The organism is Micromonospora sp. SD12 (assembly GCF_052068495.1).
Classification (GTDB): domain Bacteria; phylum Actinomycetota; class Actinomycetes; order Mycobacteriales; family Micromonosporaceae; genus Micromonospora; species Micromonospora echinofusca.
In genome coordinates this window covers 499,671-522,262 of the sequence record NZ_JBQHDF010000001.1, presented here as the reverse complement: position 1 = coordinate 522,262, position 22,592 = coordinate 499,671, and the positions used below count along the sequence as shown (strand labels likewise).

Here is a 22,592-nt window from a genome sequence, read left to right as displayed (position 1 = left end):
GCTGGCCGCCGCGTCACCACATACGTCGCCTCGTGCCGACCATGCCGAGCCCGGCCAGCGAGATGGCCAGGCCGAAGATGCCGGACCAGAAGAGGGAACGGCGGACGTCGTCCGGTGCGGGACGGGCGGCCTGCGCCGCGCCGGCCTGGGCGTCGGTGGGTACGTCGGTCCCGGCGACGGCCGGCTCGGGCTCGTCGGCGGCGCCGAGCGCGTCCGGCTCCTCCGGCCCGCCCCAGGCGTACGGGGCGTCAAGGGCGTCCGGCTCGTCGTCGTCGGGGTCCTCGTCCACCACGGTGATCTCCGGTGCGGGGACCGGGGTGGTCAGCCGCGTCGTGGACGAGAGGGCGGGATCACGGACCACTACCACCAGCAGGGTGGCGGCGCCGATCAGCGCCAGGAGTCCGAAGGCGTAGGCGATACGGGAGCGGTGGTGCCGCCGCGCGGCGGGCTGAAGGACCATGGCCATCCCAGGTTCGGGGTCCTGGACGCGCGGGGTGGAACGTGCCGGGGTGGGCGTACCTCATTCTATGGCGACGGCACGCCCCCCGGCTGCCGATCGCGCAGGTCAGCCCACCCGGACCGGGGTGCGGGCGACGGGCCGCCGCGGCGCGCGCACGGTGTGCGGGCGCGGCTCGGGGGCCGACCGCAGGTGGCGCAGCCCCTCCCGCTGGACGAAGATCGAGCGCCGGCTGACCGCGTCCCCCGATGCGTTCAGCTCGTAGCCTTCGAGCCAGATCCAGCCGTCGTAGGTCGGCCAGTCGAGGACCCGGATGACCCGGAACATGATGGGACTGAGGAACTGGACACTCGCCGCGCGAGTCACGTGCAGTACGTCACCGGAGCGGGGAAGCACATGGGCTCCTGGGAAGGGTCGGCCGGCGCACGGGCCGGCGGTGCGGGTCGGGGGACGTCGGTGGCCCGGTGGCGGGGTCGTGCCTCGTGGACCGGTGTCGCGGGCGGTGGTGGTCGGGCCGTACCCGCTGGTGGCGAACCGCCACCCGACCAACACCCGGCTGCTCCGGGTACCGCTCCCGCCGCCGCAGCCAACTGGCGTGCAGCGGCGAGGTCATCAACCCGGGGCAGGTCTGGTTGTCGACTGACGGGCGGCCCCACCGCCGCGCGCCCCGCGCCCCGTGGGGTCACCACGGCGGGGAAGCGGACGGAGACGGTGAGTAACCCGTGCCATACGGACAGAGTGCATCAGCGACGTGCTTCATGCAAGTTGCACGTCGACTTTTGCCGATACATGAGCGGCTCGCGCGAAGCAGCGCTTGAAGGGGTTCACGTCCGCCCGGCACACTGGGGTCCGGTTTCGCCCGTCGCGGCCGGCCGATGACCGGCACCACCCCACGCCGCGAACGACGCCCGCCGTACGACGGTCGCGCCCCTGGCGGGTGACGACAGTGGCGCACGGCGAGGCGGAGGTGGACCGGTGAGGCCTGACAGCCGGTGGTCCCGACCAGCGGGGCCGGTGATCCCGTGACCGCGACAAGTGGGCCCGACCCGCGGTCACGGACCGAGGTGGCCCCGTGAGCGAGCGGCGCAGCCCCACCATCCGACGTCGTCGCCTCGGCGCCGAACTGCGTCGGCAGCGGGAGACGGCGGGAATCACCATCGAGGCGGTCGCCGAGCAGTTGGAGTGCTCGGCGTCGAAGGTCTCGCGGATCGAGACCGGCCACACCACGGCCACCCCGCGCGACGTGCGGGACATGCTGCGGATCTACGGCGTGGTCGGTGCCGAGAGCGACGAGCTGGTGCAGATCGCCCGGGAGGCGCGGCAGAAGGGCTGGTGGCACCCCTACAGCACGGTGCTGGTCGGCGCGTACGTCGGGCTGGAGGCCGCGGCCAGCTCGATCCGGGCGTACGAGCAGCAGGTGGTGCCCGGGCTGCTGGAGACCGAGGAGTACGCGGGTGCGATGATCCGGGCCGCCCGGCCCGACTTCACGCCGGAGCAGGTGCAGCAACGGGTGCGTGTCCGTCTGGGCCGTCAGTCGTTGTTGACGCAGGATGATCCGGTCGATCTGTGGGTGGTGCTCGATGAGGCGGTGGTAAGCCGTCCGGTGGGCGGGGACGAGGTAATGCGTGACCAGCTCAAACGCCTGGTCGAGGTGGCGGAACTGCCGAACGTGACGCTCCAGATCCTGCCGTTCGCGGTGGGGGCGCACGCCGGCATGGACGGCACCTTCACGATCCTCAGCTTCCCTGAGCCCGGTGATCCGGATGTCGTGTACGCGGAGAATGCCACGGGTGGGCTCTTCCTCGAGAAGAGTGACGAACTGCAGAAGTACAGCTTCATCTTCGATCACGTCCGAGCGGCGGCCATTCGTCCGGAGGAGTCCATCGCACACATCGCGAAACTGGCAGAGGAGCCGTTGTGGAAATGGCGACCAATGGGTTCCCCGTGGACCTGACGCAGGCGACGTGGTTCAAGAGCTCGAAGAGCGGGCCGAACTGCGACAACTGCGTGGAGGTGGCATACGTGACGGGGGCGGTCGGCGTGCGGGACTCGAAGGACAAGACGGGCCCGGCCCTGGTCTTCGCTCCCGGTGACTGGCACGCCTTCGTCGCCGGCACCAGGGGCGGTGTGTTCGACAAGGGCTGACCGTGATCTGACGGGGTGCCCCCGTCCGGCTGGGAGCCGGGCGGGGGCTTCGTCGTGCCCGCGTCCGCCCGGGCCGACGAAGACGTCCCGCCGTCGGCGTCGCCACATCGGGTCCCGTGTCGTTGTACCCCTCGGTACGGCGCTGGTCGACGACCCGCCGCACGGACGGCAACCGAGCGAGGCAGGCGAGACGATGACGACGATCGGGTCAGACAACCTCACCAACGGGCCGGGCAAGCCGGAACGGTTCGGGGGCAAGTACCGGGGGGCACGCCGGGACACCGTCCTCACGGAGGTGGTGTCGACCGACGCCGAGATCGGCGCCCGGGAGGCCCCGGCCGCCCCGCCGGAGCAGGCCGGCCCGCCGCTCTCCCTGCCCTCGTTGGATCCCAACCCGCTGACGGAGCCGTCGTTCCCGCCCGGTGGCTGGTCGGTGGAGCCGGCCGAGTCGCTGGTCGACCACCCGCTCCTGCGCGGGCTGCTGATGGAGCTGCCGCCGAAGGGCAGCGTCCCGCCGCCCGGCTGGCTCGACCGGTGGTTCGAGGCCACCCGGGCGATCCTGGAGCTGCTATACGTGCAGGGGCCCGGCCGCTCGCGCTGACGCGGGCCGGGCGGGCACGGCCCGCTCGGCGAGCCGGTTGTGGCGCAGCGCGTGGCGTACGCCGATGGCGGCGACGCCCAGCACGCCCACGGTGATCGCCGGCCCGGTCACGCCGGGCCCGAACAGCAGGTCCGGGGTGCTCGCCGCGATCACCGCGGGCAGGATCGCCAGGCCGGTGACCTGCACCGGTAGCCCGATCAGCGGGTGGGCGGCGGAGGCCCGCAGGCCGTGTGGCGCCGGGGTCTCCGGCGCCGAGGAGAGCGCGCCCGCGCCCGCCCGGAGCCGGCGTACCCGACGCACCGTGCAGGCGGCGACCACGAGGGCGGGGAGCGCGGCGAGGGTGAGCCCGGCGGCCGCCCGGTCGGCGGCGGTCGCGCCGGCGCTGGAGAGCCCCGCGACCAGCACGACGGCCGTCAGCCCCAGGCCGGTCAGCGTCAGGGCGAGCACCCAGCCGGTGCGCCGTCGCAGGGCGCGGGCGTGGTCCAGCCGGGGCAGCCCGTCCGCGAGCCATCCGGCGGCGAGCCAGACGGCGGTCAGCGACAGCAGCACGGCGAGGTGACTCTCCATGACCCACAGCCTTGCCCGCTTTCGACGATCGTGAATCCGGGCAGGTCCCCGGTTCGTCCCGCAGCCGCCTCCCCTAGGGGCCATCTTCCCGATGGTATGGGGAAGTCGACATGTTTGAATTCCCGTTTATCCCCACCTACCCTCAGCTTGATCGGCATTCATCGATTCACTCGTCACGAACAGTTGGACGGTCGGTGCCGGTCGGAGGGAGTAGAAGATGGGTCTTCCACGCAGGTCCGTACTCGTCGGGGTGGCCGCGCTGGCCATGGTGGCCACCGCCACGCCGGCCATGGCCGCCGAACCGGTGGGCACGATCCGCGCCGCGGGCGGTGCCACCGCCGTGGCCGACAGCTACATCGTCGTCTTCAAGGACAGCTCGGTCGCCCGCGGTGGGGTCGATGACTCCGCGCAGCGGCTGGTCGGCCGGCACGGCGGCTCCGTCGCCCGCACCTACGGCGCCGCGTTGCGCGGCTTCGAGGTCCGGGTCGGCGCGAAGGCCGCAGCCCGCATCGCCGCGGACCCCGCCGTGGCGTACGTCGAGCAGAACCACACGGTCTCCATCAGCGGCACCCAGACCAACCCGCCCTCCTGGGGCCTCGACCGGATCGACCAGCGCGCGCTGCCGCTGAACAGCTCCTACACGTACCCGAACACGGCGAGCAACGTGCACGCCTACATCATCGACACCGGCATCCGGTTCAGCCACAGCGACTTCGGCGGCCGGGCGGTCTCCGGCTACGACGCCGTCGACGGCGGCTCGGCCGACGACTGCAACGGGCACGGCACGCACGTCGCCGGCACCGTCGGCGGTTCGGCGTACGGCGTCGCCAAGGGCGTCCAGCTGGTCGGCGTGCGGGTGCTGAACTGCCAGGGCAGCGGCACGAACGCCGGCGTCATCGCCGGTGTCGACTGGGTGACCGCCAACGCGGTCAAGCCGGCCGTGGCCAACATGAGCCTCGGCGGCGGCGCGAACACCACGCTCGACACCGCCGTACGCAACTCCATCAACTCCGGCGTGAGCTACGGCCTGGCGGCCGGCAACGACTCCGGCGGCAACGCCTGCAACACCTCGCCCGCCCGCACCGCCGAGGGCATCACCGTCGGGTCGACGACCAACACGGACGCCCGGTCGTCGTTCTCCAACATCGGCACCTGCCTGGACATCTTCGCGCCGGGCTCGTCGATCACCTCGGCGTGGCACACGAGCGACACCTCCACCAACACGATCAGCGGCACCTCGATGGCGACCCCGCACGTGGTGGGCGCGGCGGCCCTGGTGGCCAGCGCCAACCCGGCCTGGACGCCGCAGCAGGTCCGCGACTACCTGGTCAACAACGCCACCAGCAACGTGGTGACCAACCCGGGCACCGGCTCGCCCAACAAGCTGCTCTACGTCGTCAACGGCGACACCCCGCCGACCAACGACTTCTCCGTCTCGGTCTCGCCGACCTCGGGCTCGACCGCGCCGGGCGGCTCGGTGACCGCCACTGTCGCCACCGCCACCACCAACGGCTCCGCCCAGTCGGTGAGCCTGTCGGCCAGCGGCCTGCCGTCCGGGGCCACCGCCTCGTTCAGCCCGGCCACCGTCACCTCGGGCGGTTCCTCGACGCTGACCATCAGCACCTCGGCGAGCACCCCGCCCGGCACCTACTCCGTGACCGTGACGGGCACCGCGGCCTCCGGCAGCAGGACCGCGACCTACTCGCTGACGGTCACCGGCACCGGTGGCGGCGGCTGCTCCGGCACCAACGGCACCGACGTCGCGATCCCGGACACGGGTGCCACGGCCAGCAGCTCGATCGTGATCTCCGGCTGCGCCCGCAACGCCTCGTCGGCCTCCACCGTCGCGGTGAACATCGTGCACACCTACCGCGGTGACCTGGTCATCGACCTGGTCGCCCCGGACGGCTCGTCCTACCGGCTGAAGAACAGCAGCTTCTGGGACGGCGCCGACAACATCAACACCACCTACACGGCGAACCTGTCGAGCGAGGCGGCGAACGGCACCTGGCAGCTGCGGGTGCGCGACGTCTACTCGGGCGACACCGGGTACCTGAACACCTGGACCCTCACCCTCTGACGGAGTGACGAGAGGGGCCCCTTCCCACCACCTCGTGCGTGGGAAGGGGCCCCTCTCGGTGTCTGTCGGTAGTCAGACGGCGAAGGTCGCCGGCCGCTCCGTGGCGGGGGCCGGCGGCCGCGCCTTCCACAGCCCCGTCTTCTGCCCGGCGAGCCGGGTCAGGTAGGCCGGGTTGAGGATCACGTAGCGTCGCCAGAGCCGCTTGGGCTCCAGGCCGAGGCGCCAGAACCACTCCAGGCCGGCCCGCTGCATCCACGGCGGGGGCTGGCGCAGCAGCCCGGCGTGGTAGTCGAAGGCCGCCCCGACCGCCATCAGCGGCATGTCCAGCAGCGGCCGCATGGCGTACGTGAAGACCTCCTGACGCGGGCAGCCCAGGCCGACCAGCACGAGCCGGGCCCCGCTGGACCTGATCCGGTCGGCGATCTCCACGTCCTCGCCCGGCTGCACCGCCCGGAACTTGGATGGCTCGACGCCGGCGATCTTCAGAGCCGGGAACATCCGCTCCAGCGCCGGGATCAGCCTGGCCAGGGTCTCCTCGGTCGACCCGTAGAGGTAGACCGGCAGGCCCTCGTCGGCGAACCGGGAGAGCACGTGCAGGGTCAGGGTGGGGCCGTAGACGCGGTCGGTGAGCCCCGCGCCGTGCAGCAGGTTGAGCGCCCAGCGCACCGGCTGGCCGTCGGGGGTGACCACGTCGAAGGAGTTCAGCCGGGCGTTGTGCGCCGGGTCGAGCACCCCGGTCATCACGCCGTGCACGGCCAGCGCCGTCAGCGCCAGCGGGCGGCGCTCCTGCGCGGCGGCCACCACCTGCTCGGTCGCCGCGGCGTAGTCGGTGGCGTCGACCAGGACCCCGAGGACGTTCCGCTTGCCCTTGCCGGTCATGCCCCCGGCACCCACTTGTCCACGTTGGCCTCGTAGATCTCCCGCATGATCATGGGCACGTCGTAGACCTGCTTCCACTCGGGGTAGTCGGCGTGGAAGGCCTCGTTCGAGCCGATCCACCACTTGTGGTCGCCGATCCGGTTGGCCTCGACGTACTCGGTGATCATCTCCTGGCCGGTGATCTGCTCGGCGAGCGCGAACGCCTCGCGGTTGGAGGTGTTCGAGTGCCGCCCGCCGCCGAGGTTGTAGACCGCCGCCGAGCGCGGGTTGCGGAAGAACGCCTCGAACGCGGAGACCACGTCCGAGCTGTGGATCGCGTCGCGGACCTGCTTGCCCTGGTAGCCGAAGATCTTGTACGTCCGGCGTTCCATGTTGGCGCGCATCACGTAGCCGAGGAAGCCGTGCAGCTCCGTCGCGGAGTGCGCCGGGCCGGTCAGCGTCCCGCCCCGGAAGCAGGCCGTACGCATGTCGAAGTAGCGGCCGTACTCCTGCACCATGACGTCGGCCGCCACCTTCGACGCACCGAAGATCGAGTGCAGGCAGGCGTCGATGGACATGTCCTCACGGATGCCCTGCTCGTACGGGTGCCCCGGCTCGATCTCCCAGCGCGACTCCAGCTCCACCAGCGGCAGGCTGTTCGGCCGGTCGCCGTAGACCTTGTTCGTCGAGCAGTGGATTACCGGCGCCTCGACGCAGTGCTCGCGCACGTTCTGCAGGACGTTCAGCGTGCCGGCGGCGTTCACGTCGAAGTCGGTGAACGGGTCGCGCACCGCCCAGTCGTGCGACGGCTGGGCGGCGGTGTGGATCACCACGGCGACGTCGGTGCCGTACCGCTTGAACAGCTTGGCCAGCGCGGCCCGGTCCCGGATGTCGATGCTGTGGTGCGAGTACGCGGACCCCAGCTCGTCGGTCAGCCGGCGGACGTTCCAGGCGGTGGACGCCTCCTCGCCGAAGAATTCCTGCCGCATGTCGTTGTCGATGCCGACGACCTCGAGACCGAGGCCGGCGAAGTGCCGGACCGCCTCGGAGCCGATCAGACCGCCCGACCCGGTCACGAACGCGACACTCACACGACACTCCTGGTCCGTCGGAGGCAGAAACCATCGGAGCATAGCGTGACGTACGGCACGCCCCGATACGGCGCGAGGGCCCCGCATCGCTGCGGAGCCCTCGCGTATTGGTGGGGAAGGGGGGAGTTGAACCCCCACGCCCTTTCGGGCACACGGACCTGAACCGTGCGCGTCTGCCATTCCGCCACTTCCCCGTGGCTTGACCTCGAACACTGTAGTCTGTGCCGGTCCTGCTGTCTCCAGCGGGCCCGGACATCTTACCGGTCCGTGATCGTTGCGACGATTGGTTACCGTCCGAGGAGCGGTTACCGTTCGTGGCGGACGAAAGAGTAGCACGGCAGTATCGGCCCGTCCGAACGGGCCGCCGTCAGACGGCCGAGCGGCGTGTGAGCTGCGCGCGCGCCGGCCGGATACCATCATGTCCTCGGGACCCGAGGAGGAGCCGGTGAGCGTGCTGCAACGCTTCGAGAAGCGTCTGGAAGGCCTGGTCGAAGGGGCCTTCGCCAAGGTCTTCAAAGGGGTGGTCCACCCCGTGGAGATCCTCAACGCCATGCAGCGGGAGGCCGAGGCGCACAAGGCGATCCTGGCCGGTGGGCGCACGTTGGTGCCCAACCGCTACGTGATCGATCTCTCGCCCTACGACCACAGTCGTCTGGCGCCGTACGCCGCCGCGCTGGCCCAGGAGCTGGCCCAGTCGCAGGCGGAGTTCATCGGCGAGCAGGCCTGGACGGTCTACGGCGACGTGATCGTCGAGATCGAGCGCGGCGAGGGGCTGGACACCGGCATGTTCCGGGTCACCGCCGAGGTCTACACCGGCGGCGAGGTCGCCCCGGTCTCGGCGCCCGGCTACGACTCGGGCCAGCCCGCCTACCCCGCGTACGACCAGGGGGGTGGCTACGGTCCCCCGCCCGGTCATGGCGGCGGCCGCAACGTGCGGCTGGTCTCCGGCGACGGCCGCACCTACCCCCTCCAGATGGGCTCGACCGTGATCGGCCGCGGCGACCAGGCCAACCTGCGCCTGCCCGACGTCGGGATCTCGCGGCGACACGCCCGGCTGGACTTCGACGGTGGTCAGGTCGTGCTGACCGACCTCGGGTCGACCAACGGCACCATGGTCAACGGCCAGCGGGTCTCCGCCGTCGCGCTCAACCCCGGCGACATGATCCAGCTCGGCACCACGACGCTGACCTTCCGCGTGGACGGCTGACCCGCGTTGCCGGAACTCGTCATCACCGTCGCCCGGTTCGGGTTCCTCATCCTGCTGTGGATCTTCGTGTTCACAGTGGTCGGCGTGATCCGCCGGGACCTCTTCGCGGGTGCCCGGTCGGGCCGGCTCGTGGCCGCCCCCCGGGCGGTCGGCGCCACGCTCGGGCAGGCGTCGAAGCCGGCGAAGGCGAAGCGGGGCAGGGCGGCGCACCAGCTCGTGGTGACCGCCGGTCAACTGGCCGGGACCCGGATCACCCTCGGCGAAGCCCAGATCACCATCGGCCGGGCCGAGGATTCGACCCTCGTCATCACCGACGACTACGCCTCGGCGCGGCACGCCCGTCTGGTGCCCCGCGACGGCCAGTGGTTCGTCGAGGACCTCGGCTCGACTAACGGCACCTACCTGGATCGCGCTAAGGTCACCGGACCAACCCCCGTCCCCCTCGGCGTGCCGATCCGGATCGGCCGCACTTCTCTCGAATTACGGCCATGACTCTGACCCTGCGCTATGCGGCCCACAGCGACCGCGGTCTGATCCGAGACGGTAACCAGGATTCCGTCTACGCCGGGCCGCGGCTACTCGCCGTCGCCGACGGCATGGGCGGCATGGCCGCCGGTGACGTCGCCAGCAACATCGTCATCGGTGCCATGGCGCCGCTCGACGAGGACGTCCCAGGTGACGCCCTCGTCGACGCGTTGCGTTCGGCCGTGGGCACCGCCAACCAGCAGCTCCGCGACACCGTGGACGCCAACCCCCAGCTGGAGGGGATGGGCACCACGCTCACCGCGACCCTCTTCTCCGGCAGCAAGCTGGGCATGGTCCACATCGGTGACTCGCGGGCCTATCTCCTGCGCAACGGCGAGTTCGCGCAGATCACCAAGGACGACACGTACGTCCAGATGCTCGTCGACGAGGGCCGGATCAGCGCCGAGGAGGCGAGCAGCCACCCGCAGCGGTCGCTGCTCACCCGCGCGCTCGACGGCCGCGACATCGACCCGGAATACAGCGTCCGCCAGGTGCTCCCCGGCGACCGCTACCTGATCTGCAGCGACGGCCTCTCGGGTGTGGTCAGCGCCGACACCATCGGCGAGACGATGCGCGAGTACGCCGACCCGCAGCAGTGCGTCGAGCGGCTGGTGCAGCTCGCCCTGCGCGGCGGCGGCCCGGACAACATCACCGTGATCATCGCGGACGCCACCGACCAGGACATCGTCGAGGCGAGCCCGATCGTCGGCGGTGCGGCCGCCCGGGACCGGGGCATGGCGACCTCCGCCGACGTCTCCACTCCGGCCGCCCGCGCGTCCGCCCTCTCCGCGCCCCGCCCGCCCGCTCCCGAGGAGCCGTCGGCCGGCGCCGACGACGAGCCGGAGCGCCCGAGGCGTCGCCCGGTGCGGGCCGCCGCGATCTCGGTGGCGCTGCTGGTCCTCGTGGGTGGGGCGGTCTTCGGCGGCTGGAGCTACACCCAGCGCCAGTACTACGTGGGCGCGACCGAGAACGGCCAGGTCGCCGTGTTCCGGGGCATCCAGGGCGAGATCGCCGGCATGGACCTGTCGACCGTGCACTCCACCAGCCCGGCCGATCTCGAAGACCTGACGCTGGCCGCCCAGGAGCAGGTCAAGCAGGGCATCCCGGCCAAGAGCGAGCCCGACGCCGAGCGTCGGCTGGCCGAGCTGACCAGCGACAACCCGATGAACCCGAACCTCAAGCCCATCTGCCCGCCGAGCCCCAGCCCGAGCGCCGTGGCGGTCACCACCGCCCCGACGCCGACCACCGGCCCGGTGTCGCCCGCCCCGACCGCCAGCGCGAGCGCCCCGGTCAGCGGTCGACCGAGCACGCCGGCCGCGCCGACCACCACGCCCGACGCCCCGCCCTCCGACACCGACTCGCCGGCGCTCGACCCCGCCGCGTGCCGGTCGCCGGAGTAGGCGCGGCTCGATCCGAGGACGTTCCGTGACCGCAGCGGCCCTTCCGGCACCCTCGCCCGCCACCACGGGCGAGCAGCCCGGCGTACGCCTGGCCCGGTCCCGGCGCAACGCCGAGTTGTCGCTGCTGCTGGTCGCCATGGTGCTGGTGGCCGCGTACGGGGCGATGGTCGAGGCGAAGGTGCTCGACACGGTCACGGCCGACTTCTGGATGCCGGCCGCCGCGCTGACCGCCGTGTTCCTCGGCCTGCACCTGGTGATCCGGTTCCTGGCGCCCTTCGCCGACCCGGCCCTGCTGCCGGCGGTCGCCCTGCTCAACGGGCTCGGGGTGGGCTTCCTGCGCCGGATCGACCTGGGCAAGGCGGCACCGGCCGAGCGGGAGGACCTGGCCATCTTCGCCGGCACGGGCGGCCGGCAGCTCGCCTGGACGCTCGTCTCGGTCATCCTCGCCGCCGGGCTGCTCGCCATCATGCGGGACCACCGCTCGGTGTCGCGCTACGCGTACACGCTGGGGCTGGCCGGCATCGTGCTGGTGATGATCCCGGCGGTGCTGCCCAGCCGGTTCTCCGAGATCAACGGCGCGAAGCTGTGGATCAAGTTCGGCGACAGCTTCTCCATCCAGCCGGGCGAGTTCGCGAAGCTGGCCCTGCTGGTCTTCTTCGCCTACTACCTGGTGCGCAAGCGCGAGGTGCTGTCGTTGGCGAGCCGCCGGTTCCTCGGCATCGACTTCCCGCGCGGGCGAGACCTCGGCCCGGTGGTCGCGGTCTGGCTGGTCAGCGTCCTGGTCCTCGTCTTCGAGAAGGACCTGGGCACCTCGCTGCTCTACTTCGGCATGTTCGTGGTGACGCTCTACATCGCCACCGAGCGGGTCAGTTGGCTGCTCATCGGTCTGGTGCTCTTCTTCGGCGGCGTCTACCTGGCGTACGTGCTCGGCGACGTGGTCGGCGGGCCGTTCGCCAACTTCTACCTGCGGGCCCAGATCTGGCTGGACCCGTTCGCCGACCCCTACAACGACGGCTACCAGCTCGTGCAGGGGCTGCTCGCGCTCGGCACGGGTGGCCTCTTCGGCGCCGGCCCGGGCGGTGGCCAGCCCGGCCTGCTGCCCGAGGTGCAGAACGACTTCATCTTCGCGGGCATCGGCGAGGAGATCGGCCTCTTCGGCCTCTCCGCCCTGCTCGTGGTCTACCTGCTGATCGTCGAGCGGGGGCTGCGGGCGGCACTGGCGGTCCGGGACTCGTTCGGCAAGCTGCTGGCCGGCGGCCTGGCCTTCACCCTCGGCCTCCAGGTCTTCGTGATCGTGGGCGGGATCAGCAAGCTCATCCCGCTGACCGGGCAGACCACCCCGTTCCTCTCCGCCGGCGGTTCCTCGCTGATGGCGAACTGGCTGCTCATCGCGGCTCTGCTCCGGATCTCCGACGGGGCCCGTCGCCCCGTCGCCGGCGGTGGCGGCAAGGCGGCCCGCCCGTCCGGCGGCCCGCCGGAGCAACTGCACGGTGCCCCCACGGAGGTGATCAGGCCGTGAACGCACCCCTGCGCCGCGTCGGCGTCGTCGTCATGGTTCTCTTCGGCCTGCTCTTCGCGAACCTGAACTGGATCCAGGCCTACAAGGCCGACGAATACCGCACGAGCGACTACAACGGTCGGGTCCAAGTCGCCGAGTACGAGCGCAAGCGCGGCAACATCGAGGCCGGCGGCACCGCCTTCGCGCTGAGCAAGGAGACCGGCGGCGAGCTGAAGTTCCAGCGCGCCTACCCCGGCGGGGCGAGGTACGCGCACGTGCTCGGCTACAAGCCGGTCAACCTCGCCGAGACCGGCATCGAGAAGTTCGAGAACGACTTCCTGGCCGGCACCAGCGACCAGCTCATCGCCAACCGGGTCAAGGACATGTTCACCGGCGACCAGACCGGCGGCGGCAACGTACTGCTCACGATCTCCAAGGGCGCCCAGAACACGGCGTTCGAGCAGCTGCGCAACAACCGGGTCAACGCCGCCAAGGGCGCGGCGATCGCCGTCGACCCACGTACCGGGGCGGTGCAGGCGCTGGTCTCCATGCCCAGCTTCGACCCGAACCCGCTGGTCAGCCACAGCACCAGCGAGGCCACGGCCGCGTACAACAAGCTGGAGCAGGACCCGGCGGGTCCGCTGAAGAACCGGGCCCTCGGCGAGGTGCTGCCCCCGGGCTCCACCTTCAAGATCGTGGTGGCCGCCGCGGCGCTGGAGAACGGCGTCGGTCAGGAGACCCGGATCCCGGCCGGTGCCAGCTACACGCCGCCCACCTCGGGCTCCCAGATCCGCAACGCGGCGCCGTCCATCTGCCCGGAGGACGAGGTCACCCTGATGAACGCGGTGACCGAGTCGTGCAACACCGGCTTCGCGCAGCTCGGCGTACGGCTCGGCGCGGACAAGGTCAAGGAGAAGGCCCGGCAGTTCGGCTTCGAGCAGGAGGACCTCACCGTCGGCCACCTCAACGAGGCCGGTCACCCGGTGGCGGCGAGCCGGACCGGGGACATGCAGAACCCGGACGGCAGCACCGACCCGGCCGCGCTGGCGCAGTCCTCGATCGGCCAGAACAACGTGCGGATGACCCCGCTCCAGGGCGCCATGATCGCTGCGGCGGTGGCCAACGACGGCAGCCAGATGCGGCCGTACCTGGTCCGTCAGCTGCTCGCCCCGGACCGCACCACCAGCTACTACACGGCCAAGCCCAAGGAACTGCGGCAGCCGATCAGCGGCCAGGTCGCCGGCGACCTGCGGGACATGATGGTCAGCGTCGTCAAGAACGGCACGGGCGAGAACGCGCGGATCAACGGCTACACGGTCGGCGGCAAGACGGGCACCGCCCAGTCCGCGCCGGACCGGCCGGACCACGGCTGGTTCATCGGCTTCGCCCTGGACAAGAACGGCACGCCGGTCTCCGCCGTCTGCGTGGTGCTGGAGCAGGCCGGCCCCGGTGGCAGCGCCGAGGCGGCCCGGATCGCCGGGCAGGTCATGCGCGCCGCCATCACCGACCCGGGGGGCCGCTGACATGTTGAGCCCCGGGGTGCAGCTCGGCAACCGCTACCGCCTGGACGAGCGGATCGCCAGCGGCGGCATGGGCGACGTCTGGCGCGGCACCGACCAGGTGCTCGGCCGGACGGTCGCCGTCAAGAGCCTGCTCCCCGCGCTGCTCGACGACCCCGACTTCGCCGAGCGCTTCCGGGGCGAGGCCCGCACCATGGCCACGATCAACCACCCCGGTGTGGTCGACGTCTACGACTTCGGCAACGACCAGCAGATCGCCTTCCTGGTCATGGAGTACGTCGAGGGCGACGCGCTGTCGGCCACCCTGGCCCGGGTCGGCCGGCTCACCCCGGCCCGCACGATGGCGCTGGTCGCCCAGGCCGCCGACGCGCTGCACGCCGCGCACGTGAAGGGCATCGTGCACCGGGACGTGAAGCCCGGCAACCTGCTGGTCCGGCCCAACGGCACCCTGGTGCTCACCGACTTCGGCATCGCCCGCTCGGAGCTGGTCGCCCAGCTCACGGCGGCCGGCTCGGTGCTCGGCACGGCCTCGTACATCTCTCCGGAGCAGGCCACCGGCGGCGTCGCCACGCCCGCGTCCGACGTCTACGCGCTCGGCGTGGTGGCCTACCAGTGCCTCGCCGGCCGCCGCCCCTTCGAGGGCGACAATCCCCTCGACATCGCGATGCGGCACGTGCGGGAGACGCCCCGGCCGCTGCCGGCCGACATTCCGCCGCAGGTCCGGGCGGTGGTCGAGCGGGCACTGGCGAAGGACCCGGCGGCACGCTGGCCGAGCGCCGCCACGCTGGCCGGGGTCGCCCGCCAGCTGAAGGCCCAGCTCTCCCAGCAGGCTCGGGCGGCAGGCCAGCCCATCTCCGCCGCCCCGGCGTCGCCGGCCGGCCCGCCCGGCCGGGCCCAGGTGCCGCCGCCGCGTCCGCCGGTGTCGCCGCCCCACCGGCAGCCGAACGTCGCCGCGCAGCCGCCGCGTCCGCCCATGGCGGCGCATCGGCCGCCGGTGGCGAACCCCCGGCCGGCCGCCGCGCCGCACCGCCCCACCTCGGTCGCGCCCGCCGCGCCGGCCCAGCACCCGCAGATGGCACCGACCGGCTACCCGCGCGGCGCGGCGCCCGTGCAGCAGGCCCGGCCGATGTCGTACGCGGGACACGCCGTCCCGCCGGCGCACCAGCCGGGTGGACAGCGGTCCCGGCCCGGGATGGTGTTCCTCGCCATCATCGTGGCCGTACTGGTCCTCGTCTGCTCCGGCGTGATTTCCTACAGCGTGCGGGAGAGCACGAAGTCGAGCGCGGTCACTCCGCCGACGGTGACGTCCGGCGCGCTGTGGCCCGACGGACGCGACGATCCGGCCGGGACGTCGTACCGTCGACAGGAACTGCCCCGGTCGGGCAGCGACGAGACGACGAGCGAAGGACGACAGACGCGATGACAGCGCAGGCCCGCCTGCTCGGTGGCAGGTACCAGGTCGGCGAGCTGCTCGGCTATGGCGGTATGGCCGAGGTGCACCGCGGTCGCGATCTCCGGCTCGGTCGGGACGTCGCGATCAAGATGCTCCGCACCGACCTCGCCCGGGACGCCACCTTCCAGATGCGGTTCCGCCGGGAGGCGCAGAACGCCGCGTCCCTCAACCACCCGGCGATCGTCGCCGTCTACGACACCGGCGAGGAGACCGCGCCCACCGGCGAGACCCTGCCGTTCATCGTCATGGAGTTCGTCAACGGGCGGACCCTCAAGGAGGTGCTGGGGGTCGAGGGGCGGCTCCAGCCGCGCCGGGCACTGGAGATCTGCGCCGACATGTGCGCGGCTCTGGAGTTCAGCCACCGGCACGGCATCATCCACCGCGACATCAAGCCCGGCAACGTGATGCTCACCCAGACCGGCCAGGTCAAGGTGATGGACTTCGGCATCGCGCGGGCGCTGGCCAGCGGTGCCACCACCATGACCCAGACCAGCGCGGTCATCGGTACGGCGCAGTACCTCTCGCCGGAGCAGGCGCGCGGCGAGGCGGTCGACGCCCGCTCCGACGTCTACGCCGCCGGCTGCGTGCTCTTCGAGCTGGTCTGCGGGCACCCGCCGTTCGTCGGGGACAGCCCGGTCAGCGTGGCCTACCAGCACGTACGCGAGACGCCCCCGACCCCGAGCGACATCAACCCGGACGTCAACCCGGCTGTCGACGCGATCGTGCTCAAGGCGCTGTCGAAGAACCCCCTGAACCGCTACCAGAGCGCCGGCGAGATGCGCGCCGACCTGCTCCGCGCGGCCGCCGGCCGCCCGGTGATGGCGACCCCGGTGCTGCCGCAGGAGGAGACGACGCAGCTCGCCCCGGCCGGCGCCGGCTACGCGGGCGCCCCCGGCGCCCCGCAGACCCGGCAGATGCCGGCCCGGGTCGGCGATCCACGCCGACGCAAGGCGTCCTCCTGGCTGATCGCGACGTTCGCCGCGGTGGGCGTCCTCGCGGTGATCGCCCTGGCCGCCGCCCTGCTGAGCCAGCGCGACGGCGACGACCGGGTCACGGTGCCCACGGTGACCGGCCTGACCCAGCAGGAGGCGTTCGCCCGGATCTCGCAGGCCAACCTGGTGCCCAGGGTGGGCGACCCGGTCACGAACGACAGCTGCAAGGAGGGGCAGGTGGTCAACCAGACCCCGCCCGCGAACTCCGCCTTGGAGCCGAACCGCGAGGTCATCGTCCAGGTCTGCGCCGGCCCGGCCACCAAGGTCATCCCGACCGGCCTCGTGGGCTCGACCTTCGAGAACGTGGAGGAGCGGCTCAAGAACGAGGGCTTCAAGGTCAAGAAGGAGTCGAAGGACAGCCCACAGCAGGAGGGCATCGTCCTGGAGGTGTCTCCGGCCTCGGGCACGAGGGTGCCCGAGAACAGCCAGGTCGTCGTCACCGTCTCCAGGGGCAACGTCGGCAAGGTGCCCAACGTGGTCGGCGACAGTGAGGACGACGCCAAGGAGGAGCTGGACGAGGCCGGCTACAAGTTCGACGTCAAGCAGGGCCGGGAGGTGCCGCCGGAGGAGGCCGGCCGGGTCACTAAGCAGGACCCGCCCGCCGGCAGCAACCTCGCCCGGGGCAAGACCGTGACGATCGTGGTCACCGTGCCGCAGGCCGAGCCGACGCCCACCGAAACGCCGAGCCCGACGCCCAGCGTCACGCCGACCACCCCCGGGGACGGCGGTGGCGGCGGAGGCTTCCCGCTGCCGACCACCCCGCCGATCCGGCTCCCCGAGCGCTGACGCGCTCGTGAGTGCGGAGGACCCGGCCGGGCAGCGCCCAGCGGATCCCGCCGGTCAGGGCCCTGTCGACGCCGGCGGGCAGCGTCCTGCCGGCGCCGCCGGGCGGCGTCCTCCGGCTGCCGACGACGACGGACGGCCGGCGACCGGCGCGGCGAGCCGGTGGCGGCGACGCCTGACCCGTACGGCGGCTCTGGGCCTGGTGGCATTGCTCCTGGCCAGCCTTCCCTGGCTCTGGACGACGACGGCCGCCCGTGGTCATGTCTACGGCGAGGCCGACGCGCCGGCCGCCGACGTCGTGATCGTCCTGGGCACGGCGGTGGCGGCGGACCGCCGCCAGCCGGGTGACCGGCTCACCGGCCGCCTGGAGACCGCTGCCGCGCTGGTGACCAGCGGGCGGGCCCGGGTCGTCCTCGTGTCCGGCGACGGGGGTGGCGCGTCCGGCGACGAGACGGCGGCGATGACGGCCCACCTGACCGAGCGGCTCGGGGTCGACGCGCGCCGTGTGGTGGCGGACCCGTACGGCCTGGACACCTACGACACCTGCGCCCGGGCGCGGGACGTGTACGGCATCGAACGCGCCCTGATCGTGACCCAGTCCTACCACCTGTCCCGTGCGGTGACGCTCTGCCGGCACCTCGGCCTCGACGTCGACGGGGTGACCGCCCGCTGTACCGGCTGCGGACCCGTCCTGCTCGTCGGCAAGGGCGTCCGCGACTACTTCGCAAGCGGCAAGGCGGCCTGGGACGCGGTGCGGGGCCGGCCGCCCGCGGTCCGCTCGCCCGCCGACCCGGCGCTCCAGGACGCGCTCAAGGGCTGACCCGGGCGGCTGTGGCCCGGACAGACGGAACCGCGCGGACACCGGCCGGTGGAGCCAGACCCTCGCGTCAGGCCGTGGCGAAGGCGGCGCGGCGGCGCGCGTCCACCTCGGCGGCCAGCGCAGGAGCCCGCTCCAGCGCCTCCGGGTGGCCGCAGGCGGCCAGCCAGTTGGCCAGCATCAGGTGACCGCCCTCGGTCAGCACCGACTCCGGGTGGAACTGGACGCCCTCGATCGGCAGCGTACGGTGCCGCACCGCCATGACCACCCCGGAACCCGTCCAGCCGGTGACCTCCAGCTCCTCGGGCAGCGTCTCGGGCAGTACGGCGAGCGAGTGGTAGCGGGTGGCGGTGAACGGGTCGGGCAGGCCGGCGAGCACCCCGACGTCGCGGTGGCGTACCTCGGAGGTCTTGCCGTGCAGCAGCTCGGGGGCGCGGGTCACGGTGGCGCCGAAGGCCTCGCCGATCGCCTGGTGACCCAGGCAGACGCCGAAGATCGGCAGCTCGCCCGCGTACGTGCGGATGACATCGAGGCAGATGCCGGCGCGGTCGGGGCTGCCGGGGCCGGGCGAGAGCAGGACGCCGGCCGCGCCGACCCTGCCCACCTCGGCGACCTCGATCTCGTCGTTGCGCCGGACGTCGCAGTCGACGCCGAGCTGGCCCAGATACTGCACCAGGTTGAAGACGAACGAGTCGTAGTTGTCGATCACCAGGACACGCATCAGGGGCTCACTCGTCCGGGGAGGCGGGAGGGGTGTTGTTCTGCTCGGTGTCGTACGGCAGGTCGTGCTCGTCGCCGGTGGGGGCGCCGTCGCCCTCCCCGCTGCCCGGCACCGCGTCACTGCCGGGGTCGCCGGAATCCTGGGTGACCTGCACGTCGTCGAAGGGCAGCAGGGGCTCGGCCCACGGGAAGACCACGTACCAGAGCAGGGCCACCATCGCGCTGGCGATCAGCAGGCTGCCGACGAGCTTGCCGGGCAGCCCGAAGGGGAGCTTGCGCCAGATCCAGCCGTACACCGTCAGGCCCCCAACTCGGCCGGGCGTCCCGCCGACTTCGGCTGGCTGCGGGCCAGCTCGGCATGAATGATCAGGCGCTGGTAGTTGTCGAACTTGGGGTTGCAGGTCGTCAGGGTGAGCATCGCCTTGGTCGGCTTCTTCCCGGGCTTGCCGGGCACCGGCGCCACCACCTCGACCTGGGTGGGCTTGACGATGTGGTTGTCGGTCACCTTGTAGATGTGCCAGTCGTTCTTGCCCTCCACCACGATGGCGTCACCGTCGTGCAGCTCGTCGAGCCGCCAGAAGGTGGCGCGGTTGCGGTGCCCGGCGACGGAGAAGTTGCCGACCTGGCCCGGCAGGGCGCTGGACGGGTAGTGGCCCGGCGCGTACCGGATGTCCTTCTGCGTGACGCCCTCGACGACGACCCAGTTCTTGTCGAGCTTGGGGATGTAGAGCCCGGCGATGGGTTTGCCCTGCACGGGGGGCTTCGGCTTGGCGGACGCACTCGCCGACGGTGCCACCGTCGGATCGCCTTCGGGGCCCCAGGCCTGCGCCAACTGCTGGCTGAGGTCGGTCTGGTGGGCGTCGACGATCGCGGACTTGCCCCACACCTCGTAGCCGGCGAAGAGCAGCACCACCAGACCGAAGGTGATCAGTAGCTCGCCGCTGATCCGGATGCCGGTACGCAGCCGGGAGCCCAGCGACGGCCGGGTGAGCTCCGAGTAGACGCTCTTGTAACCCTCCCCGGTCTGCTCCGGGCGGAGCTGGACCACCCGCTCGCCCCGGCGCGGCCGAGGCTGCTCGCCGGCAGGGGCGCTTTCCGGCTCGTCCGTCTTCGGGGGACGCGGCACCGCGCCCATCAGCGCGGTCGACTCGACGAGCGCGGCCGGGGCGGCCTGCGTACGCCCGGGCACGGCCGGGATCAGGGCGGTGGCCCCGGGATCGACGTCGCGCGGGGCGGCCGGGGAGATCGGGGCCGACGGGCCGTTGGCCGACGCGCCCACCTTGGGGATGAAGGCGGTCGGCGCGTCGCCGGTCGGCAGGCCTTCCCGGGCGGCGGCGCGATCGACCGGCGGGCGGGGCGGGTGCTGCTGCCCGCCACCGGCCTCGGCGGCGCCCGGGCGTCGGCGGTCGTCGGACGGCGGAGCGGGATGGGCCGGAGCGGCCGGTCGGACCGGGCCGGCACCGGACCACGGCGGCGGCGGCGGGCCGGCATCGGGTCCCGCAGACGGGCCCGAACCGGCCGGGCGGGACCGGCGGAAGTCGGCGGAGTCCGGGCGGTCGACGCCCGTGGGGCCGGGACGGCGGGGGTCGTCCGCACCCGACCGGCCGAAGCCGGCGGGCCCGGGGCGGTCGCCGCCGGCGGACCGGGTGAAGTCGGCGGACGCTGGTCGGCCAAGGTCAGCGGACCCGAAGTCCGACCCGCGCCGGCCGAAGTCCGACCCACGCTGGTCGAAGTCCGACCCACGCTGGTCGAAGTCCGACCCGCGCTGGTCGAAGTCGGCTCCGCGCCGGTCGAAGCCCGACCCTTGCTGGTCCGGGCCGGGGCGGCCGAAGCCGGCAGGGCTCGGCCGGTCGAAGTCCGGGTGACCGGGACGGCCGGGTTCGGTGGGCCGGGCGGGGTTGCCGGCATGACGGGGCTGGTCGGCGCTCGGGAACCGGCCGGGGTTGGCGCGACGACCCGGCTCCGACGTCGGGCGGCCCGGCCCCGGCGCGTCGCGCGACCACTCGGTGCCCGGGCGGGCTTCGGTAGCAGCCGGGCCGGGCACGTGGGGCGGGCGGAGGGCCGGGGACTGGGGCGGGAGCGTGGGCTCCGGCCAGGCGCCGGCCGGGGCGGGACGGGCGGGGGCGGGGCCGGGCCGGTCGATCTTGGGCAGGAAGGCGGTCGGCCCGTCACCCTGGTCGCGGTGGTGGCCGTCGCGGTCCTCGGACCAGTCGTCCAGGGGGCGACTCACCGTGGCACCGTCGCCGAGCGCAGCGTGGTCGAATCCTCGAACGCCGGCACGGTCACCGTGGAGACCGTCTCCTTGTAACCGAGCTTGTAGTCGTCGACCAGGTCCCTGAACAACCGGACTCCCTGAGAGTCGGCGAGGGCCTGCTGGAGGGCAGCGGGATCGCCGATTGCTACGATCTTGAATGGTGGGGAGTACACCCGGCCGTGCAGCAGCAGGGTGTTACCCACGCAGCGTACCGCGCTGGTCGACAGCACGCGGACGTTCATGATGGACATGGCCTCGGCGCCACCCGCCCAGAGCGCGTTCACCACCGCCTGCACGTCCCCCTGGTGGACGACCAGGTCGTCGTTGGTGGCCCCGGCGGGCAGCGCGCCGTCGTTGCGGCGGGGCGCGTCGTCGAGTTCCACCGTCACCCCGGGGCCCGCGAGCGCCGTGAAGCCGGCGTCGTCCCGGCTGGCGGCGGCCCGGTTCTGCTGTTCCCTGATCGGCCCGTCGGAGCTGGCCAGGGCGTTGGTGCGGCCCTCGACCTCGGCGCGTAGGTTGGCCGCCCGCTGTTCGCTGGCCGCCACCTCCGCGCGCCGGTCCTCGATCAACTGGTTGAGCTGGGGCCGGCGGTCCTCCCGCAGTGCGGTGCCGCCGGCGGTGGTGGCCGTGGTGGTGAAGAGCAGCCCGGCCGCGGCGGCGATCAGCGGCACCCCGATCGACCAGCCCGGTCGTCGCTGCCGTGGGCGCCGAGGCAGCAGCCCGGCGACGGCCCGCCGGAGCACCTTCTGCCAGGAGGCCGCGCCGGATGTGTACTCCACCGAGCGTTCCTTCCCCGTCGTCTGGTTCAGCCCGCGGAGCCGCGGACCGCTGCGGCGACCCGAACAGTCCCGCCTTTTTCGGTCACTGGCTGCATCGGCCTCGCCCCATTCGTGGATTGGACGGGCCTTCGGGACTACGCTAGCTGTCGAACATTATTGGCCATGGACCGTCGCCCCCGCGCCCGGTTGTCAGGCCGGACGAGGTCGTAACCCCTCTGGAGAGCGTCGTGCCCAAGTCTCAGGTCCGCAAGAAGAAGGTGTACACCCCGCCGACGGACGTCCGTCCGACGGCGACGGCGGCGACGCGCAAGCCTAGCCCGGTCTGGCTGCCGGTCTCGGCGGTCGCCCTGATCGTCTTCGGCATCGGCTGGCTGGTGGTCTACTACCTCTCCGAGCAGGAGTACCCGGTCATGGCGTGGGGTTACTGGAACCTCGCGGTGGGCTTCGGCGCCATGGTCGCCTCCCTGATCCTGCTCTCCCGCTGGCGCTGAGCGTCGCGGCCCCGCCGCCGGCCCGGCGGCGGGGCCGCCGAGCGCGACCGCCCCTGCCGTCGACGGTGGCGCGGCCCGGCCGTTGCCGGCAATGCATGTCACCCCGTGGAGCCCCTACCCGGCGGTGACGGTGCCCGCGCCCTATGGTGTGCGCAGGGCGGCGCGGCCTGGATGCGAGATGACTCACGTTACTCCTGGGTAACCTTGCGCGTAGGCTGCACTGCATGACCGAGCGGAGCGAGGTCATCGACCGGTCCGGTCGAGGGTGCGGCAGTTGCGGCTCGCCGATCGCGCCCTGACCCGGCCCCGGTCGCCGAGCCGCTCGACAGGCAGCAGACCGGGGAGGCCAACTCG

General features: G+C 72.5%; 22 protein-coding genes and 1 tRNA gene. 13 read left to right on the top strand and 10 right to left on the bottom strand.

Annotation, left to right across the window (positions count from 1 at the left end; translation table 11 throughout):
* Positions 1 to 13: 13 nt before the first annotated feature.
* Both ACTMS2_RS02455 and ACTMS2_RS02450 read right to left on the bottom strand, forming a co-directional pair.
* Entirely contained in the window at positions 14 to 466 is a 453-nt protein-coding gene (locus ACTMS2_RS02455) for a hypothetical protein (RefSeq protein WP_441173846.1), read from the bottom strand.
* A gap of 99 nt (positions 467 to 565) precedes the next feature.
* Complete coding sequence (locus tag ACTMS2_RS02450) at positions 566 to 853, bottom strand: hypothetical protein (protein ID WP_441173845.1); 288 nt, start codon at positions 851 to 853, stop codon at positions 566 to 568.
* Positions 854 to 1,529: 676 nt separating this feature from the next.
* Between ACTMS2_RS02450 and ACTMS2_RS02445 the strand changes: the two genes are divergently transcribed.
* The 3 genes from ACTMS2_RS02445 to ACTMS2_RS02435 all read left to right on the top strand — a co-directional run bounded on the left by ACTMS2_RS02445 (position 1,530) and on the right by ACTMS2_RS02435 (position 3,203).
* The gene (locus tag ACTMS2_RS02445) at positions 1,530 to 2,411 is read left to right on the top strand and encodes a helix-turn-helix domain-containing protein (protein ID WP_101413499.1); all 882 of its coding nucleotides are present in this window, start codon (positions 1,530 to 1,532) and stop codon (positions 2,409 to 2,411) included.
* Positions 2,381 to 2,602 (top strand): DUF397 domain-containing protein, encoded by a 222-nt coding sequence (locus ACTMS2_RS02440; RefSeq protein WP_089002739.1) that lies wholly within the window; start codon positions 2,381 to 2,383, stop codon positions 2,600 to 2,602. Before ACTMS2_RS02445 ends, ACTMS2_RS02440 begins: the two co-directional genes overlap by 31 nt.
* A 193-nt stretch (positions 2,603 to 2,795) precedes the next feature.
* On the top strand, positions 2,796 to 3,203 hold the full coding sequence (locus ACTMS2_RS02435) for a hypothetical protein (RefSeq protein WP_441173844.1): 408 nt from the start codon (positions 2,796 to 2,798) through the stop codon (positions 3,201 to 3,203).
* Here ACTMS2_RS02435 and ACTMS2_RS02430 read toward each other — a convergent pair.
* Complete coding sequence (locus ACTMS2_RS02430; protein WP_441173843.1) at positions 3,171 to 3,770, bottom strand: hypothetical protein; 600 nt, start codon at positions 3,768 to 3,770, stop codon at positions 3,171 to 3,173. The genes ACTMS2_RS02435 and ACTMS2_RS02430 overlap by 33 nt on opposite strands.
* 217 nt (positions 3,771 to 3,987) lie before the next feature.
* Between ACTMS2_RS02430 and ACTMS2_RS02425 the strand changes: the two genes are divergently transcribed.
* Positions 3,988 to 5,850 (top strand): S8 family peptidase, encoded by a 1,863-nt coding sequence (locus tag ACTMS2_RS02425; protein WP_441173842.1) that lies wholly within the window; start codon positions 3,988 to 3,990, stop codon positions 5,848 to 5,850.
* 72 nt (positions 5,851 to 5,922) lie between these two features.
* On the opposite strand, the gene ACTMS2_RS02420 is transcribed toward ACTMS2_RS02425, so the two are convergent.
* The 3 genes from ACTMS2_RS02420 to ACTMS2_RS02410 form a co-directional block, all read right to left on the bottom strand.
* Entirely contained in the window at positions 5,923 to 6,729 is an 807-nt protein-coding gene (locus ACTMS2_RS02420) for a WecB/TagA/CpsF family glycosyltransferase (protein WP_441173841.1), read from the bottom strand.
* On the bottom strand, positions 6,726 to 7,841 hold the full coding sequence (locus ACTMS2_RS02415; RefSeq protein ID WP_441173840.1) for an NAD-dependent epimerase/dehydratase family protein: 1,116 nt from the start codon (positions 7,839 to 7,841) through the stop codon (positions 6,726 to 6,728). The genes ACTMS2_RS02420 and ACTMS2_RS02415 overlap by 4 nt, the downstream gene beginning before the upstream one ends.
* A 66-nt stretch (positions 7,842 to 7,907) precedes the next feature.
* Positions 7,908 to 7,993 (bottom strand) — tRNA-Leu (locus ACTMS2_RS02410).
* Between the two features lie 224 nt (positions 7,994 to 8,217).
* Here ACTMS2_RS02410 and ACTMS2_RS02405 point away from each other — a divergent pair.
* The 8 genes from ACTMS2_RS02405 to ACTMS2_RS02370 all read left to right on the top strand — a co-directional run bounded on the left by ACTMS2_RS02405 (position 8,218) and on the right by ACTMS2_RS02370 (position 17,997).
* Positions 8,218 to 9,006: an FhaA domain-containing protein gene (locus ACTMS2_RS02405; protein WP_089002733.1), complete on the top strand. Its 789-nt coding sequence runs from the start codon at positions 8,218 to 8,220 to the stop codon at positions 9,004 to 9,006.
* A 6-nt stretch (positions 9,007 to 9,012) separates the two neighbouring features.
* A complete protein-coding gene (locus ACTMS2_RS02400) occupies positions 9,013 to 9,498 on the top strand; it encodes an FHA domain-containing protein FhaB/FipA (protein ID WP_089002732.1) in 486 nt (161 codons plus the stop codon).
* Positions 9,495 to 10,931: a PP2C family protein-serine/threonine phosphatase gene (locus ACTMS2_RS02395; protein ID WP_441173839.1), complete on the top strand. Its 1,437-nt coding sequence runs from the start codon at positions 9,495 to 9,497 to the stop codon at positions 10,929 to 10,931. The genes ACTMS2_RS02400 and ACTMS2_RS02395 overlap by 4 nt, the downstream gene beginning before the upstream one ends.
* Positions 10,932 to 10,956: 25 nt before the next feature.
* A complete protein-coding gene (locus ACTMS2_RS02390; RefSeq protein ID WP_441173838.1) occupies positions 10,957 to 12,450 on the top strand; it encodes an FtsW/RodA/SpoVE family cell cycle protein in 1,494 nt (497 codons plus the stop codon).
* On the top strand, positions 12,447 to 13,952 hold the full coding sequence (locus tag ACTMS2_RS02385; protein ID WP_441173837.1) for a peptidoglycan D,D-transpeptidase FtsI family protein: 1,506 nt from the start codon (positions 12,447 to 12,449) through the stop codon (positions 13,950 to 13,952). The genes ACTMS2_RS02390 and ACTMS2_RS02385 overlap by 4 nt, the downstream gene beginning before the upstream one ends.
* A 1-nt stretch (position 13,953) precedes the next feature.
* On the top strand, positions 13,954 to 15,372 hold the full coding sequence (locus tag ACTMS2_RS02380) for a protein kinase domain-containing protein (RefSeq protein WP_441173836.1): 1,419 nt from the start codon (positions 13,954 to 13,956) through the stop codon (positions 15,370 to 15,372).
* Positions 15,369 to 17,180: a Stk1 family PASTA domain-containing Ser/Thr kinase gene (gene pknB, locus ACTMS2_RS02375; protein ID WP_441173835.1), complete on the top strand. Its 1,812-nt coding sequence runs from the start codon at positions 15,369 to 15,371 to the stop codon at positions 17,178 to 17,180. Before ACTMS2_RS02380 ends, pknB begins: the two co-directional genes overlap by 4 nt.
* A 199-nt stretch (positions 17,181 to 17,379) precedes the next feature.
* Positions 17,380 to 17,997: a SanA/YdcF family protein gene (locus ACTMS2_RS02370; protein WP_441173834.1), complete on the top strand. Its 618-nt coding sequence runs from the start codon at positions 17,380 to 17,382 to the stop codon at positions 17,995 to 17,997.
* A 67-nt stretch (positions 17,998 to 18,064) separates the two neighbouring features.
* Here ACTMS2_RS02370 and ACTMS2_RS02365 read toward each other — a convergent pair whose 3' ends face one another.
* From ACTMS2_RS02365 to ACTMS2_RS02350, 4 genes are read right to left on the bottom strand one after another with little or no spacing between them, the layout of a single operon-like run.
* Entirely contained in the window at positions 18,065 to 18,715 is a 651-nt protein-coding gene (locus ACTMS2_RS02365) for an aminodeoxychorismate/anthranilate synthase component II (RefSeq protein ID WP_441173833.1), read from the bottom strand.
* Between the two features lie 7 nt (positions 18,716 to 18,722).
* Complete coding sequence (locus ACTMS2_RS02360) at positions 18,723 to 19,010, bottom strand: hypothetical protein (protein ID WP_441173832.1); 288 nt, start codon at positions 19,008 to 19,010, stop codon at positions 18,723 to 18,725.
* Positions 19,011 to 19,012: 2 nt separating this feature from the next.
* Entirely contained in the window at positions 19,013 to 20,944 is a 1,932-nt protein-coding gene (locus ACTMS2_RS02355; protein WP_441173831.1) for a class E sortase, read from the bottom strand.
* Entirely contained in the window at positions 20,941 to 21,747 is an 807-nt protein-coding gene (locus ACTMS2_RS02350; RefSeq protein ID WP_101413513.1) for a DUF881 domain-containing protein, read from the bottom strand. The genes ACTMS2_RS02355 and ACTMS2_RS02350 overlap by 4 nt, the downstream gene beginning before the upstream one ends.
* A gap of 227 nt (positions 21,748 to 21,974) precedes the next feature.
* Here ACTMS2_RS02350 and ACTMS2_RS02345 point away from each other — a divergent pair, with 227 nt between their 5' ends.
* A complete protein-coding gene (locus tag ACTMS2_RS02345) occupies positions 21,975 to 22,238 on the top strand; it encodes a cell division protein CrgA (RefSeq protein ID WP_089002723.1) in 264 nt (87 codons plus the stop codon).
* The last annotated feature ends 354 nt before the right edge of the window (positions 22,239 to 22,592 follow it).

Bases quoted from the DNA above. Each gene is read 5' to 3' on its own strand.
- ACTMS2_RS02365 (WP_441173833.1), bottom strand. From the start codon at position 18,715: ATGCGTGTCCTGGTGATCGACAACTACGACTCGTTCGTCTTCAACCTG.
- ACTMS2_RS02405 (WP_089002733.1), top strand. From the start codon at position 8,218: ATGTCCTCGGGACCCGAGGAGGAGCCGGTGAGCGTGCTGCAACGCTTC.
- ACTMS2_RS02395 (WP_441173839.1), top strand. From the start codon at position 9,495: ATGACTCTGACCCTGCGCTATGCGGCCCACAGCGACCGCGGTCTGATC.
- ACTMS2_RS02435 (WP_441173844.1), top strand. From the start codon at position 2,796: ATGACGACGATCGGGTCAGACAACCTCACCAACGGGCCGGGCAAGCCG.
- ACTMS2_RS02455 (WP_441173846.1), bottom strand. From the start codon at position 466: ATGGCCATGGTCCTTCAGCCCGCCGCGCGGCGGCACCACCGCTCCCGT.
- ACTMS2_RS02415 (WP_441173840.1), bottom strand. From the start codon at position 7,841: ATGCTCCGATGGTTTCTGCCTCCGACGGACCAGGAGTGTCGTGTGAGT.
- pknB (WP_441173835.1), top strand. From the start codon at position 15,369: ATGACAGCGCAGGCCCGCCTGCTCGGTGGCAGGTACCAGGTCGGCGAG.
- ACTMS2_RS02420 (WP_441173841.1), bottom strand. From the start codon at position 6,729: ATGACCGGCAAGGGCAAGCGGAACGTCCTCGGGGTCCTGGTCGACGCC.
- ACTMS2_RS02425 (WP_441173842.1), top strand. From the start codon at position 3,988: ATGGGTCTTCCACGCAGGTCCGTACTCGTCGGGGTGGCCGCGCTGGCC.
- ACTMS2_RS02440 (WP_089002739.1), top strand. From the start codon at position 2,381: ATGGCGACCAATGGGTTCCCCGTGGACCTGACGCAGGCGACGTGGTTC.
- ACTMS2_RS02430 (WP_441173843.1), bottom strand. From the start codon at position 3,770: ATGGAGAGTCACCTCGCCGTGCTGCTGTCGCTGACCGCCGTCTGGCTC.
- ACTMS2_RS02380 (WP_441173836.1), top strand. From the start codon at position 13,954: ATGTTGAGCCCCGGGGTGCAGCTCGGCAACCGCTACCGCCTGGACGAG.